Source organism: Saccharothrix tamanrassetensis, from assembly GCF_014203665.1.
GTDB lineage: Bacteria > Actinomycetota > Actinomycetes > Mycobacteriales > Pseudonocardiaceae > Actinosynnema > Actinosynnema tamanrassetense.
In genome coordinates this window covers 413,981-428,264 of sequence record NZ_JACHJN010000005.1, presented here as the reverse complement: position 1 = coordinate 428,264, position 14,284 = coordinate 413,981, and the positions used below count along the sequence as shown (strand labels likewise).

At 73.1% G+C, this 14,284-nt stretch carries 7 protein-coding genes; 5 read left to right on the top strand and 2 right to left on the bottom strand.

Features of this window, described 5'->3' with window-relative positions:
- Window positions 1–136 precede the first annotated feature (136 nt).
- Both FHS29_RS18345 and FHS29_RS18340 read left to right on the top strand, forming a co-directional pair.
- On the top strand, window positions 137–1,894 hold the full coding sequence (locus FHS29_RS18345) for a M28 family peptidase (RefSeq protein ID WP_184691934.1): 1,758 nt from the start codon (window positions 137–139) through the stop codon (window positions 1,892–1,894).
- Window positions 1,895–2,167: 273 nt separating this feature from the next.
- Window positions 2,168–4,447, top strand: coding sequence for an ATP-binding protein (locus tag FHS29_RS18340; RefSeq protein WP_184691932.1), 2,280 nt, complete (start codon window positions 2,168–2,170; stop codon window positions 4,445–4,447).
- A gap of 99 nt (window positions 4,448–4,546) precedes the next feature.
- On the opposite strand, the gene FHS29_RS18335 is transcribed toward FHS29_RS18340, so the two are convergent.
- Window positions 4,547–5,008, bottom strand: coding sequence for an Lrp/AsnC family transcriptional regulator (locus tag FHS29_RS18335; protein WP_184691930.1), 462 nt, complete (start codon window positions 5,006–5,008; stop codon window positions 4,547–4,549).
- 159 nt (window positions 5,009–5,167) lie between these two features.
- Here FHS29_RS18335 and FHS29_RS18330 point away from each other — a divergent pair, with 159 nt between their 5' ends.
- Window positions 5,168–8,614, top strand: coding sequence for an indolepyruvate ferredoxin oxidoreductase family protein (locus FHS29_RS18330; RefSeq protein WP_184691928.1), 3,447 nt, complete (start codon window positions 5,168–5,170; stop codon window positions 8,612–8,614).
- A 235-nt stretch (window positions 8,615–8,849) separates the two neighbouring features.
- The gene (locus FHS29_RS18325; RefSeq protein ID WP_184691926.1) at window positions 8,850–12,134 is read left to right on the top strand and encodes a DUF3376 domain-containing protein; all 3,285 of its coding nucleotides are present in this window, start codon (window positions 8,850–8,852) and stop codon (window positions 12,132–12,134) included.
- Window positions 12,135–12,182: 48 nt separating this feature from the next.
- On the opposite strand, the gene FHS29_RS18320 is transcribed toward FHS29_RS18325, so the two are convergent.
- Window positions 12,183–12,905 carry a GntR family transcriptional regulator gene (locus FHS29_RS18320; protein WP_184691924.1) on the bottom strand — a complete coding sequence of 241 codons (723 nt, stop codon included), beginning with the start codon at window positions 12,903–12,905 and terminating at the stop codon, window positions 12,183–12,185.
- A gap of 148 nt (window positions 12,906–13,053) precedes the next feature.
- Between FHS29_RS18320 and FHS29_RS18315 the strand changes: the two genes are divergently transcribed.
- Complete coding sequence (locus FHS29_RS18315) at window positions 13,054–14,259, top strand: ROK family transcriptional regulator (protein WP_184691922.1); 1,206 nt, start codon at window positions 13,054–13,056, stop codon at window positions 14,257–14,259.
- Window positions 14,260–14,284 lie beyond the last annotated feature (25 nt).

Genomic DNA, 14,284 nt, shown 5'->3' with positions numbered 1-14,284 from the left:
CTACCGCAAGCCCTACTTCGGCGGTGGCCGTGATGCGACGCTTCGTTGGTTCGGCCGCGTCCGTGCGAGCAATCGCCCTTCCTGCGGGGTGGCGACCCGGAGCGGCCGGCTTTTCCCTGCCTACGAGGAGCATCGGATGAAGCACAGAACCCTGGGTGCGGCCGTCGCGCTGGCGGCGCTCGCCTGGGCGACCACGTCCGCAGGCACCGCCCTGGCCGGCCCGGAGCCACAAGCACCGGCCGCCACGGCCACCGTCGCGGCCCTGGCACCGCCGAACATCGACGTCGCCGCCGTGCAGGCGCACCTGGCCCAGTTCCAGTCCATCGCCTCCGGCAACGGCGGCCACCGCCGCGCCGGCAGCGGCGGGTACACGCAGTCGGTCGCCTACGTGAAGGGCAAGCTCCAGGCGGCCGGGTACACCGTCACCGAGCAGCGGTGCACGTCCTGCACCTACGTGTCGAACAACCTGATCGCGGACTGGCCGGGCGGCGACGCCAACCAGACGATCATGTTCGGCGCGCACCTGGACGGCGTCTCGGCGGGTCCGGGCATCAACGACAACGCCTCGGGCTCGGCCGCCCTGCTGGAGAACGCGCTGCAGCTCGCGGCGAAGAAGCCGACGATGACCAAGCACGTCCGGTTCGCCTGGTGGACCGACGAAGAGCAGGGCCTCAACGGGTCGAGGTTCTACGTCGGCCAGCTGCCCGCCGCACAGCGGTCGGCGATCAAGGCGTACTACAACTTCGACATGGTGGCCTCGCGCAACGCGGGCTACTTCATCAACAACATCAGCACGGCCGCCGCCGCGCCGTTGCGGGAGTACTGGACCTCGCTGAGCCTGTCCCCGGAGGAGAACACCGAGGGCGCGGGCCGTTCGGACGACGCCTCCTTCCAACGGGCGGGCATCCCGTCTTCGGGCTACGCCACCGGCGCGTCGTACCGCAAGACCCAGGCGCAGGCGTCGAAGTGGGGCGGCACGGCCGGTAGTGCGTACGACCCCTGCTACCACGCCTCGTGCGACACGACGGGCAACATCAACGCGACCGCGCTGGACCGGTCGTCGGACGGCATCGCGTACACGATCTGGAAGCAGGCCGTCAGCGATGCGCCGGTCAACGACTTCTCGCTGTCGGTGAGCCCGACCTCGGGTTCGGTCCCGGTGGGTGGCACCGGCACGTTCACGGTAGGCACCCAGACCACGTCGGGCGCGGCGCAGAGCGTCGCGCTGACCGCGACGGGGCAGCCCAGTGGCGTGTCGGTGGCGTTCAGCCCCGGCACCGTGCAGTCCGGTTCGTCGTCCACCGCGACCGTGTCGGTCGGGTCGTCGGTGTCGAGCGGCACGTACCCGATCACCGTGCGGGGCACCGGTTCGGTGGCCCGGACGGCGACGTACAACCTGACCGTGACCGGCGGCGGCGGCAACGACTTCTCGCTGTCGCTCAACCCGGCCTCGGGCACGGTCGCGGTGGGCAACTCCGGCACGTTCGCGGTGGACACCGCGACCACGGCCGGTTCGCCGCAGAACGTCGCGCTGTCGGCAACCGGCCTGCCCACCGGCGTCACCGTGTCGTTCGACCCGTCGACGGTGCAGTCCGGCTCGTCGTCCACGGCGACGGTCTCGGTCGGCGCGTCGGTCGCCAACGGCACGTACACGATCACCGTCGTCGGCTCGGGCGCGTCGGCCCGCACCGCGACGTACAGCCTGACCGTCACCGGCGGCGGCGGCCCGGGCGGCTGCGACGGTGTCGCGGCGTGGAGCGCTTCGACCTCCTACGTGCCGGACGACGTGGTCTCCCACAACAGCCACAAGTGGAAGTCCACCTGGTACTCGGCCGGCGCGGAGCCCGGCGCGCCCGGCTCGTGGGCCGTCTGGCAGGACCAGGGCGCCTGCTGACCCGGTGACCGGAGCCCTCGGGCACCAGGGGTGGCTGTCGGCTCGATGAGCCGACAGCCACCCGGACCCACGCCGATGGCCTGGTATGCCGCACCGGACCCATCGGCGATCGACCGGGTACGTGGATGTCCCTCCCCCTGGTAGGGGCATCCACGTACTCCCCCCGGTTGGGATTCCCCGGCCCGCGGATCGACAGTTTTCCCCGATCCCGCGCACTGCGACAGCGACAACCTCTACAGTCGCCCCGCACACTTCGTCCCCGGGGAGAGACGAATGGACACCTCCTTCGGCGCTGTGCTGCGCCGGCACCGGAGGGCGGCCGGCCTGACCCAGGAGGCGCTGGCCGAGCGCGCGGGGTTGAGCGGGCAGGCGGTCGGCGCGTTGGAGCGTGGCGACCGGCGGTTCCCGTACCGGGACACCGTCGACCGGCTCGCCGACGCGCTGCGCCTGGACGAGGGCCACCGGGCCGAACTGGTCGCGGCAGCCGCCCGCCACCGGGGTCCGCGACCCGAGTCGACCGAGCCACCGCCCCGGCAGTCCGCACCGACGGGCCCGCCCCGGCAGTTCCCACCACCGGTGGCCCACTTCACCGGGCGTGACGCCGAGGTCGACGCGATCGTCGGGCTGCTCGACCGCTCGTCCACGGTGGTCGTGTCGGCCATCGCGGGCATGGGCGGCGTCGGCAAGACGACCTTGGCGGTGCACGTCGGGCACCGGGTCGCCGAGCGGTTCCCGGACGGTCTCCTGCACGTCGACCTGCGCGGCGGCGGCGCGCCCCTGCCCGTCCACGAGGCGCTGGGGCAGCTGTTGCGCGCGATCGGCGTGGCCGATGACGAGGTCCCGACCGACCTGGCGGAGGCCTCCGCCCGGTTCCGCTCCGGACTGGCCGGCCGGCGGGTGCTCCTGCTGCTGGACGACGCCGCGAACGCCGAGCAGGTCCGGCCGCTGCTGCCGGCCACTCCCGGCTGCGCCGCGATCGTCACCGGCCGGCACGCGCTGGACGCGCTGCCGCAGGCCCACCACATCCGGCTGGACGTGCTGACCGAGCAGGAGGCGCTGCGCCTGCTCGCCGCGTCGGTCGGCCGGGAACGGGTGGACGCCGAACCGGGAGCGGCCGCCGAGGTGGTGCGGCGCTGCGGGCGGCTGCCGCTGGCCGTCCACCTGGTCGGCGCGCGGCTGGCCGCCCGTCCCGACTGGCCGATCGCGCACCTCGCCCGGAAGCTCGCCGACCACCACCGGCTGGACGAGCTGGAGCGCGGCGACTCCGGCGTGCGGGCCAGTCTCGCGGTCTCCGTCGACCAGCTCGACCCGCCGGACGCGACCGCGTTCGCGCTGCTCGGCCTGCCCGACGCCCCGGACGTCTCGCTGCCGGTCGCGGCCCGCCTGCTGGACCTGGCCGAACGGGACGCCGAACGCCTGCTGGAACGGCTGGCCGACGCCCACCTGCTGGACGCCGCCGCACCGGGCCGGTACCGGATGCACGACCTGCTGCGCACCTACGCACGGGAACGCGCCGCCGAGACGGTCGCCGAGGCCGACCGCGTCCGGGCGCTCACCCGTGCCGCCGACCTGTTCGTGGCGGCGGCCTGGCGCAGTCTCGCGCTGGGAGCCCGCGGATCCATCCGGCAGACGTGGGCGGACCCGGCGTGGCAGGCCGGCAGCCCGGATTTCGCCGACACGGCCGAGGCGTTCGCGTGGCTCGACGACCACCGCCACCACCTGGTCGGTGTCACCCGCACGCCGGGCGTCCCGCCGGAGCGGCTGCTGCGGCTCGCGCCCGGCCTGTTCACCTTCTACCTGAGCCGGGGCTACTGGCTGGACTGGTCGCTGCTGTCCCGGGCGGCCCTGGACGCGGTCGGGTCGGACCGGGTGGCGCGGGCGATCGTGCGGCAGGACCTGGGGCTGGCGCTGGTCGACCTGGCGCACGCGTGGTCCGGCGACCCGCGGGAGGGGTTCGAGCAGCTCGACGGCAGCCTCGCGGACTTCCGGGCGCTGGGCCACGACCGGGGCGCGGCGGGCTGCCTGGTCAACACCGCGCAGGCGCTGGAGCTGTTCGGCCGGGTGGCGGAGGCGATCGCGAAGGCCGAGGAAAGCCTGGCGATCCACCGGGAGCTGCGCGACAACCCGGCCGGCGAGGCGTCCACGCACGAGTACCTGGGCAGCCTGTACGACCGGACGGGCCGGCCGGCGGACGGCCTGCACCACTACCGGATCAGCCTGCGCCTCTACGAGGAGACCGGTCATGGGCACGGCAGTGCCGGGGTGATGCGGCGGATCGGCGTCAACCACCACCGGGCCGGGCGGCACGACGAGGCGCGCGACGCCCTGCACCGCGCGGCGTCGCTGTCCCGGCGGGTCGGCGACCGGGTCGGCGAGGTGGCGTGCCTGGAGGCACTGGGCAGCCTCCACCTCGATGCCCACGACTACGCGGAGGCCGTTCGGGTGCTGCGTGCCGCGGCGGACCTGGCCGAGCGGTTCGGCGACCGCCGTCGGCAGGACAGCATCCAGGGCTACCTGGACGCCGCGTTGTCCGGCGCGGAACAGGCCCGTTGAGACCGGCTGTGCCCTGCTTGCCCTGACCGGGTAGTCGTACCGGTTCGTCGGGGTGCGCCTCGGAGTTCGGTGCGCACCCCAAGTCTTCCGCGCGTCCGCTCAGGCTTTGGAATCGTCCTGGCCCCGCGACCACGAGTCGAGGGCGATGAGCGTCTTGGTGCCGGTGACCTGGTGGTGGCGGCGGATCTCGTCGATGGTGCGCTGCAGGTGCGCCATGTCGCGCACGCGCAGCCACACCAGGGCGTCCGGGTCGCCGGCGATGGTGAACACCGCCTGCGCCTCCCGCATCCGGGTGGTGGTGTGCAGGATGTCGGCGACCTTCGTGTTGCCCGCGAACCTCAGCTCGGTGAACGCCTCGATGCCCCAGCCCAGCTTGGCGTGGTCGATCTGCACGGTGAACCCGGTGATCACGCCGACCTGCTGGAGCCGGTCGATGCGCCGCTTCACCGCCGCCGTGGACAGCGTCACGCGGCTCGCGATGTCGGACAGCGTCCGGCGGGCGTCCTCGCGCAGCAGGGCGAGGATCTCGTGGTCGATCTCGTCCACCAGCTCTTCCGGCACGCCCCCAGCGTAGTCGGCACGCAAAGGATCCGCCTCGTTCAGGTGAACCGCTACGCTTCTTTGCGTCGCAGCCGCGAATACGAGGCCGGATGTTGCGGATCGGATCGCTTCCGTGTGGTGTGACGCACACCGCAGTGGCGTCTGAGTGGAGGAGTCGGCGTGGAAGCGTTCACGTTGGAGGACCGCTATCTCCGGGAGGACGGGATCGTCCACCTGTCCGGGGTGCAGGCGCTGGTGCGGGTGCTGTTCGACCGCGTCCGGCACGACCGGGGCACCGGCCGGGACACGGCGGTGTTCGTGTCCGGCTACGAGGGTTCGCCGCTGGCGGGCTACGACCTGGAGCTGGCGCGGCGCGCCACCCTGCTGGACAAGCACAACGTGGTGCACCGGCCGGGCCTGAACGAGGAGCTCGGTGCGACCTCGGTGATGGGCAGCCAGCTGACCGGGTCGCTGCCCGGCCGGCGCTACGACGGCGTCACGGGCTTCTGGTACGGCAAGGCCCCCGGCCTGGACCGGGCCACCGACGCGCTGCGGCACGCCAACCTGGCGGGCACCGACCCGCGTGGCGGCGCGGTCGCGCTGGTCGGCGACGACCCGAACGCGAAGTCGTCCACCGTGCCGTGCGCCTCGGAGCTGGCGCTGGCGGACCTGGCGATGCCCGTCTTCTTCCCGTCCGACTCGCAGGACGTGCTGGACTTCGGCCTGCACGCGGTGGAGCTGTCGCGGGCCGCCGGGGTGTGGACGTCGCTGAAGGTGGTGGCGAACGTCGCCGACGCGTCGAGCACCGCGGTCGTCCGTCGCGAGTGGGCCGCGCCGGCGCTGCCGGACAACGCCTACCGGCACCAGCCGACCTCCCGGCTGCTGGGCACCGAACTCGCCGCCCTGGAGCGCAGCCTCTTCCACGTCCGGCTGCCGCTGGCGCTGGAGTACGTGCGCGCGTCGGGCGTGAACCGGATCGTGCACCGCACGCCGGCCGACCGGATCGGGATCATCACCTCCGGCAAGTCCTACCTGGACGTGCGACAGGCGCTGCGCGACCTCGGACTGGACGAGGAAGCGCTGGCACGGCACGGGATCAGGGTGCTCAAGCTCGGCGTGATCCACCCGGTCGAACCGGGCATCGTGCGCGAGTTCGCCGACGGGCTCGACCAGGTCGTCGTCGTGGAGGAGAAGCGGTCGTTCGTGGAGACCGCCGTCAAGGAGCTGCTCTACGGCCGGGCGGGGGCGCCCGCCGTGCACGGCAAGACCGGACCGGACGGCCGCAGCCTGTTCCCGGAGATCGGCGAGCTGGACCCGGACCGCATCGCCACCGGCCTGGCCCGCCTGCTGGCCCCGCTGGGCGTCGAACCGGTGGAGGCGTGGCGGCGGCGCGGCCGGCGGGAACGGATCGCGGTGCCGCTGCTGGCCCGCACGCCGTACTTCTGCTCGGGCTGCCCGCACAACTCGTCCACCAAGGTCCCGGAGGGCACGCTGGTGGGCGGCGGCATCGGCTGCCACACCATGGCGCTGTTCATGGAGCCCGAGCAGGTCGGCTCGGTGGTGGGCGTGACGCAGATGGGCGGCGAGGGCGCGCAGTGGATCGGCATGTCGCCGTTCGTGGAGTCGCCGCACTTCACCCAGAACATCGGTGACGGCACGTTCACCCACTCCGGCAGCCTCGCGGTGCGGGCGGCGGTCGCGGCGGGCGTGAACGTCACCTACAAGCTGCTCTACAACTCGGCGGTCGCGATGACCGGCGGCCAGGACGCGGTCGGCGGGCTGCCGGCGGAGAAGATCGCCGCGCTGCTGCTGCTCGAAGGCGTCAAGAAAGTCGTGGTGACCAGCGACGCGCCGCGCCGGCTGCGCCGCCGGTCGTTCCCGTCCGGGGTGGACGTGCGCGACCGGTCCGAGCTGCTGCGCACGCAGGAGGAGCTGGCCGCGATCCCCGGCGTCACGGTGCTCGTCCACGACCAGGAGTGCGCGGCCGAGAAGCGCCGCAAGCGCCGTCGTGGCAAGCAGGAGACGCCCGCGACGCGGGTCGTGATCAACGAGCGGGTGTGCGAGGGGTGCGGCGACTGCGGCACCAAGTCGAACTGCCTGTCGGTGCAGCCGGTGGGCACCGAGTTCGGCCGCAAGACCGCGATCCACCAGTCGTCGTGCAACGTCGACTACTCGTGCCTGGACGGCGACTGCCCGTCGTTCCTGACCGTCGTGCCGGGCGGCGGCAAGCCGCGCCTGGAGTCCACCGAGCTGGCGTTCGACGCGGTGCCCGAGCCGGAGCCGCGGACCGGGCCGGACTTCGCGGTGCGCATCACCGGCATCGGCGGCACGGGCGTGGTGACCGTCGGGCAGGTCCTGGCCACGGCGGCGGTGCTGGACGGTCGGCACGTGCGCACGCTCGACCAGACCGGGCTGGCCCAGAAGGGCGGCGCGGTGGTGTCGGACCTGAAGGTCAGCACCGTGCCGACGGACCAGGCCCCGAAGCTCGCCGCCGGCGAGTGCGACCTGTACCTGGCGTGCGACGCCCTGGTCGGCGCGGACGCGACGAACCTGGCCGTCGCCGACCCGACCCGCACCACGGCGGTCGTGTCCACCACCGAGGTACCGACCGGGCGGATGGTGATCGACACGTCCGTGGCGTTCCCGGACCCGGACAGGGTCCGCTCGACCCTGGAGTCGGCGACCGCGCGGACCGTGGCGCTGGACGCGCGTGCCGTGGCGGAGGAGCTGTTCGGCGACGGGCAGTTCGCCAACATCCTGCAACTGGGGGCCGCCTACCAGACCGGCGCGCTGCCGCTGCCCGCGTCGGCGGTGGAACGGGCGATCGAGCTGAACGGCGTGGCGGTGGCGAAGAACATCCAGGCGTTCCGCCACGGCCGTCGACTCGTGCACGAGCCCCTGCCGACCCCGACCACCGACGCCGAGCCCGCCCCGGCAATCGCTTCGCCGAATGCCGCCGCAGCGCGGGTCCGGGCGTTGGTGCACGCCGAGCCCGGGTCGGAGTTGGCGCGGGTGCTGGACATCCGGGTGCCCGACCTGGTCGCCTACCAGGACGAGCGCTACGCCCGCGCCTACGCCGGGTTCGTCGAAGAGGTCCGGGTGCTGGAGGGTGGCCCGACCGCGGTCACCGAGGAAGTCGCCCGCAACCTCTACAAGCTGATGGCGTACAAGGACGAGTACGAGGTGGCCCGCCTTTCGCTGGACCCGGCGCTCACGGCGCGGATCAGGGCCGAGTTCGGCGATGGCGCCCGGTTCGCGTACCGACTGCACCCGCCTGTGCTGCGGGCGTTGGGGATGCGGAAGAAGGTCGCACTCGGGCCGTGGTTCCGGCCGGTGTTCCGGCTGCTGAGGGCGATGCGACGACTGCGCGGCACTCCGCTCGACGTCTTCGGGTACGCGGGGGTGCGGCGGGTCGAGCGGGAACTGGTCGCCGAATACCGGGCCGTGATCACGAAGGCGCTGCGCGCGTCCGACGTGGACAGGGCGGTGGTGGCCGAGCTGGCCGCGCTGCCGGACGTGGTGCGCGGGTACGAAGAGGTGAAGCTGGCGAACGTCGAGCGGTATCGGGAGCAGCAGGCGCAACTGTTGGCGCGGTTGACGGAGACGGCCGTTCCCGCTGCCTCCTGATCCGGTCCGCGCCCGTCGCGGAGGTGGCCTACCCGCGGATCACGCCGTCCGCAGGTAGGCCACCGCACCCGGTCGCGGACACGCCGGCTTCTGGCCCGCGTGACCGGGGTGTCGGGCAGCACGACCCCGCCTGAGCGACACCACCGTTCGGGTGAACCGAGTAACCCTCCCGGCCCTGCGGGCGACCTCTAGTTACACGGTCCGCGCACGGCCCGGCAGGAGCGGAGGGGTGCTTATGGGCGCGTTGCCGAAGGAACTCCGTCTCGCCCTGTGCATGCGCGGCGGGGTCAGTCTCGCGGTGTGGATGGGCGGTGCGTGTCGGGAGATCGCCACCTTGCGGTCCGCGCTCGGCGACGGTCCCGCTCCGGCCGACGACTGCGACGCCGCCCAGCGCAAGATCTACCGGTTCCTGCTGGAGCGGTCCGGGTACGACGAAGTGACCGTCGACATCCTCACCGGGACCAGTGCGGGTGGGTTGAACGGGGTGCTGTTCGCCAGTCACCTGATGTACGGGATGCCGTTCGACAGTCGGATACGCGACATCTGGCTGCAGTTGGGCGATCTCGAAGGGCTGACCCGCAGACCCGACGAGCCCACGCCACCGTCCTTGTTGGAGGGCAACGGTTTCCACCGCAAGGTGCTCGAGCAGCTCGACCGCCTGGTGGGTGGGTGCGAGCCGGCCGCCCCGCCCGCGATGCTGCGGCTGATCCTCACCGCGACCCGGCTGCACCCGCGCAACGAGTACCTGCGCACCTCGCTGGGCACACCGATGCTGGTGAACTGGTCTCGGGCGCACATGGTGTTCCGCCACCACGGCATCGGCACGGCGGACGCGATCTTCACCGACTTCTCCGCCGACGACCGGAACGCCACCCTGGACCGGCTCGCCTACGCGGCGCGCACCACGTCGTCGTTCCCGGTCGCGTTCGAGCCCGCCGAGGTGGCGGTCGTCAAGCCCGCCGACGCCGCCGAGCGGAACTTCCACGGTCTGATCAGCGAGACGTGCGCCCCGGACCCGGGCGGGGCCGGCCGCGTGCAGCTGATGGACGGCGGCGTGCTGGACAACGTGCCGCTGGCGTGGGCGATCCGGGCGATCGCGGGCGCGGCGGCGAACCAGTCGGTGGACCGCTGGCTGCTCTACCTCGAACCCGTGCCGCCGTCGCCGCCGGCGCAGCCCGCCGACGGCACGCGGTCGCTGGCCCGGCTGGTCGGCGTGATCCGGGCCCTGTTGCAGGCCAAGGCGAACAGCGAGTCGCTGCTGGAGGACGCCACCGAGCTGCGCGAGGCGTGGACGAACGCGCAACGCCTGCACGGCGCGACCGGCGGCATACCCGGCGACCCGGCGTTCGCGCACCTGCCCGACCCGAGCGCGCACGACCGGAAGCGGTACGCGGAGGCCGTGGCGTGCGTGGAGGCCGACCGGCTGGCCCGGCTGATCGAGGACCCGATCTCGTTGGTCGGCCCCGATCCGCTGCCCATCCCGGACACCAGCGCGTTCGCGGGCGCGGAGCCGTGGCCGCTGCTGGCGGACCTGCGCGGCCCCGTCGACACGAACCTGGCCGCAGCCGACTCGTCGTTCCGCTCGCCGCTCGTCGGGGCGCGGGCGGTGGCGTTGGCGCTGGACTGGGTCCACGCCGTGGAGGAAACCGTCGACGCGCCGCCGGAGGCGCTCCGCGACGCGCGGCAGTCGTTGTACCAAGCCAGGTTCGCGTGTGAAGTGCTGTTGGCGGCACGTGACCGGCTGCTGCTGCGGATCGGTGATCCGGGTCGCGAGGTGGACGGCTGGGTGGCCGAGGCCGACCGGTGGCTGGGCCGGTTCGTGCAGGACGCGGGTGGGCTCGGGGACTGCGGTGTCGACATGCTCGCGGAGGTGGCGCACCGGGCCGTGCACGACGATCTGGGCACTCCCCCGGCCGGTTCGGCGGAGCCGTTCTCGAACGCGGTGCTGGATCACGTCGCCAGGACGTGCGTCGCGCTGCGCGCCGCGTTGGCGGGCGAGGCGACCGCGCCGGGGTTCCGGGCGTTGACCGAGGCGTCCGACGCGGTCGCGATGCGGAAGGTGTTGACCTACGCGGAACTCGTGCTCGGCCCGTTGCGGCCGGACCCGTTGGCCGAGCCGACCCGCATCAGGCTGCACACCGTCAACGCGGCGGCGCACAGCCCGCTGGAGGGTCTGCTGTTCGGGGGAGCACCCGAGCCCGAGCACCTGGTCGACCGGAAGCTGAGCGGCAACACGCTGATGAACTTCGCCAGCTTCCTGTCCTCGCGGTGGCGGCTCAACGACTGGACGTGGGGGCGGATGGACGCCGCGTCCGCGCTGGTCGACGTCGTGGCACGCACCGAACGCGCACACACCGGCCAGACCGACACCGGACGGGTCGGCGCCGGGCAGACCGACACCGGCCAGGCCAACACCGGGCGGGCCGACGCCGCCGACCTCGTGACGCGCCTGCGGGACCTGCACGCCGTGCTCGTCGCGGACCACCCGGAACTGGCGGCACTGATCGGCGCGTTCCCGGACGACGTGGACGCGGACAACGTGGCGGAGCGGCTCCCCGGACTGCTGAAGACCTGGCTGCACTGGAACGTCCTGCGGCAGGAGATCCCGCTGCTGAAGGCGCTCGACGAAGCCGGCCACAACCGCGACCTGCCGCCCGCGCCGAAGGTGATGCAGCAGGCGGCTCAGTACACGGCGGCGGACTGCGCCGTGCTCGCCGAGGTGGGCGGGGAGTCCGTGCGGGACCTGCTGACCAGGTCGTCGTTGCGGCGCGCGGCGATGCGGTTGGGATTGGTGGCGTGGCGGGCGGTGCAGCCGGCGGGCGACGGTCTGGCGCGGCTGCCCCGCGCGTTGTCCGCGGTGGTGAAACCCGTTGTGCTGCCACCGGTCCTGGTCGGCTTCCTGGCTCCGGTGGCGAGCATGGCCGCCGCCGCGCTGTGCTGGATCGCGATCACCGTGGCCACCGACAGCGCGTTCAGCCGGCCCGCGCACGTGCTGGTGGCGCTCGGCGCGGGTGTCGCGGTGGGGTGCGCGGTGTGGCGGTGGTGGCCGCATCGGCGCGACTGGCGGGCGACCGTGCGCGCGGTGCTGGTCGGCGTGGTCACCGTGGCCGCCGTGGTGGCGGGTGTCGTGGGGTGGCTGGACCGCGTTCCGGAGGGCGTGCGGGACTTCCGGTCGGTGTTCGTGGGGCTGTTGACCGGGTTCGCGGTGCTGACGTCGTTGTGGAGCGTGGCCGGGTTCGGGTTGGCGGGCGGCGGCCGGAGGTGGCGGCGGGTGTTCCTGATCGGGGCGCTGCCCGCGCTGCTCGCCGTGGTGCTGACGTTGCTGTTCCAGGTTTTCGTGGCCGACCCGCTGGGCGGGTGGCCGGCGGTGCTGGTGGTCTACCTGGCGCTCGCGCTGGAGACCTGCCTGCTCACCAAGCGGTTCCCGGACGCGCCCGCCGGGCCGGACCCGGCTCCGACACCGCGTGTAGGCGCGGTGTCGGAGCCGGAGGTCCCGCAAGGCGTCGCCTTGGCGGCATGAGCGTCGGCAGTCGGATGCCGCGTAGCGAGTCGCTGTGGCGGTGGGGTGTCAGCCCGTCAGCGGGATGGTGAACTTCGGAGCCGCGCCGCCGGTGCTGGACACCGTTGTCGTCGCCTCCACCGGCACGCCGGAAGAGCCGTGCGTGATGCGGTGCACGACCAGGACGGGGGCATCGGTCGGGATGTCCAGCGTGCCCGCCTCGGCACGGCTGGGCAGCCGGGCGTCGAGCTGCACGGTCGCCACGATCGGGTCCAGGCCCGCGTTGCGCAGCAGCGGGGTCAGGTCCGGGTGCGGGGTGTCGTTGCGGTCGGAGATGTCGTGGCCGGTGTGCTGCTCGATGGTGGTCGCCACGGCGCGCGGCAGCCACTGCTGGTCGATGCTGGTCACCCGGGCGCCCGTGTGGTGGTGGCGGATGCGGTGCACCACCAGGCTGCCGGTGGTCAGGCCGAACCGGAGCGCGATCTCCGGGCCGGCGGCCGTCCAGCCGCTGAGCACGACCTTCGGGTAGGTCGCGCCGTCCGGCAGCATCCGCGGCAGCTGCTTGTCCGACGGGGTGGTGGTGCCGCACACGAGGGTGCCCAGGCCCTGCTTGGAGGTCGCCACGCCCTGCGCGACCAGCACCGCGACGGCGGCGCGCGCGGTGCCACGGGCCACGCCGAAGCGGCTCATCAGCTCGTGCAACGTGGGCAGCGCGCTGCCCACGGGGTACTCGCCCCGGTCGATCGCTCCGATCAGGTGATCGGCGATGAGCCGGTACTTCACGTCTTCCACCGTGGCCTCCCCCGAGCCGTTCTCACCGCAGGGACGTGAGCTGGGCGCACTTAGTAACGAACCGTTCGATACTCTGCTATGGTCTGGACCACTTGTCAAGTCTTTGGCTCTGCTAGCGTGCGCGGCACGAGGGTGAAAGCGAGGCGTGGTGTCATCCGGACCAGCGGCCACCGGGCCCCACGTGCTGCGGCGGATCAACGCCACCGCCGTGCTCAACGCGCTGCGCGACGCGGACGGCCACACCGCCACGGTGTCCGACCTGGTGGTGGCCACCGGACTGTCCCGCCCGGCGGTGACCAGGGCGCTGACCACCCTCGCCGAGGCGGGCATCGCCGAGTTCGCGGGCACCACCGAGCACCAGATCGGCCGCCCCGCCCAACGCGCCCGCTTCCGCGCCGAACTGGGCCACGTGGCCGGCATCGACATCGGCCCGCACAAGGTCCTGGTCATGGTCGCCGACCTGGCCGGCAACGTGCTCGCCGAACGCCAGGTCGCCACCCCGCCCAACGCCACCGGCAGCCACCTGGTGGCACTGCTGCGCGCCACCCTCACCGAGGTCGCCGCCGAAGCCGAGGTCACCCCGACCGACCTGTGGTCGGTGGCCGTGGGCACGCCGGGCATCGTCGACCACGAACGCGGCGAAGTGGTGCTGGCACCGAGCATCCCCGGCTGGAGCACCCTGCCGGTGATCGCCGAACTGCGCGAGTGGCTCGGCTGCCCGGTCGGCATCGAGAACGACGTGAACCTCGCCGTGGTCGCCGAGCGCTGGTGCGGCGAAGCGGGCGCCAACCTGCTGTTCGTGCAGTGGGGCGAACGCATCGGCACCGGCATGGTGATCGACGACAAGCCCTACCGGGGGGCGTCGTCGGCCGCCGGCGAACTCGGCTTCATCGACCTCGTCACCGACTTGGACGACGAGCCCAAACCGCCCGCCGACGGCCTCGGCGCGTTCGAGCGCCTGGTCGGCGCCGGGGAGATCCTCCGCCTCGGCATCCAGCGCTGCGACAGCCCGCTGCGCGACCGGCTGGCCGACACCGGCGACATCGCGCCCCTGTTCGACGCGGCCCTGGCCGGCGACCCGGCCGCGCTGTCCGTCGTGGACACCATCGCCACCCGGTTCGCCCGCGGCCTGGCCGTGCAACTGCTGATCATGGACCCGCAGCGGGTCGTGGTGGGCGGCGGCGTGTCCCGGGCGGGCGACGTGCTGTTCGACGCCGTCCGCAAGCGCCTCAGCCGCCTGCTGCTGGTCCCGATCGACCTGCGGGTGTCCGCACTGGGCGTGGGGAACGTCGCCCTCGGCGCCGTCCGGATGGCCCTGGACCAGGTGGAAGCCCGCCTCACCGCACTGCTCTGATCGGCCCCGCGAGCACTTGCCGACC

Coding starts and splice junctions, on each gene's coding strand:
- FHS29_RS18325 (WP_184691926.1), top strand. CDS start 8,850: ATGGGCGCGTTGCCGAAGGAACTCCGTCTCGCCCTGTGCATGCGCGGC.
- FHS29_RS18345 (WP_184691934.1), top strand. CDS start 137: ATGAAGCACAGAACCCTGGGTGCGGCCGTCGCGCTGGCGGCGCTCGCC.
- FHS29_RS18340 (WP_184691932.1), top strand. CDS start 2,168: ATGGACACCTCCTTCGGCGCTGTGCTGCGCCGGCACCGGAGGGCGGCC.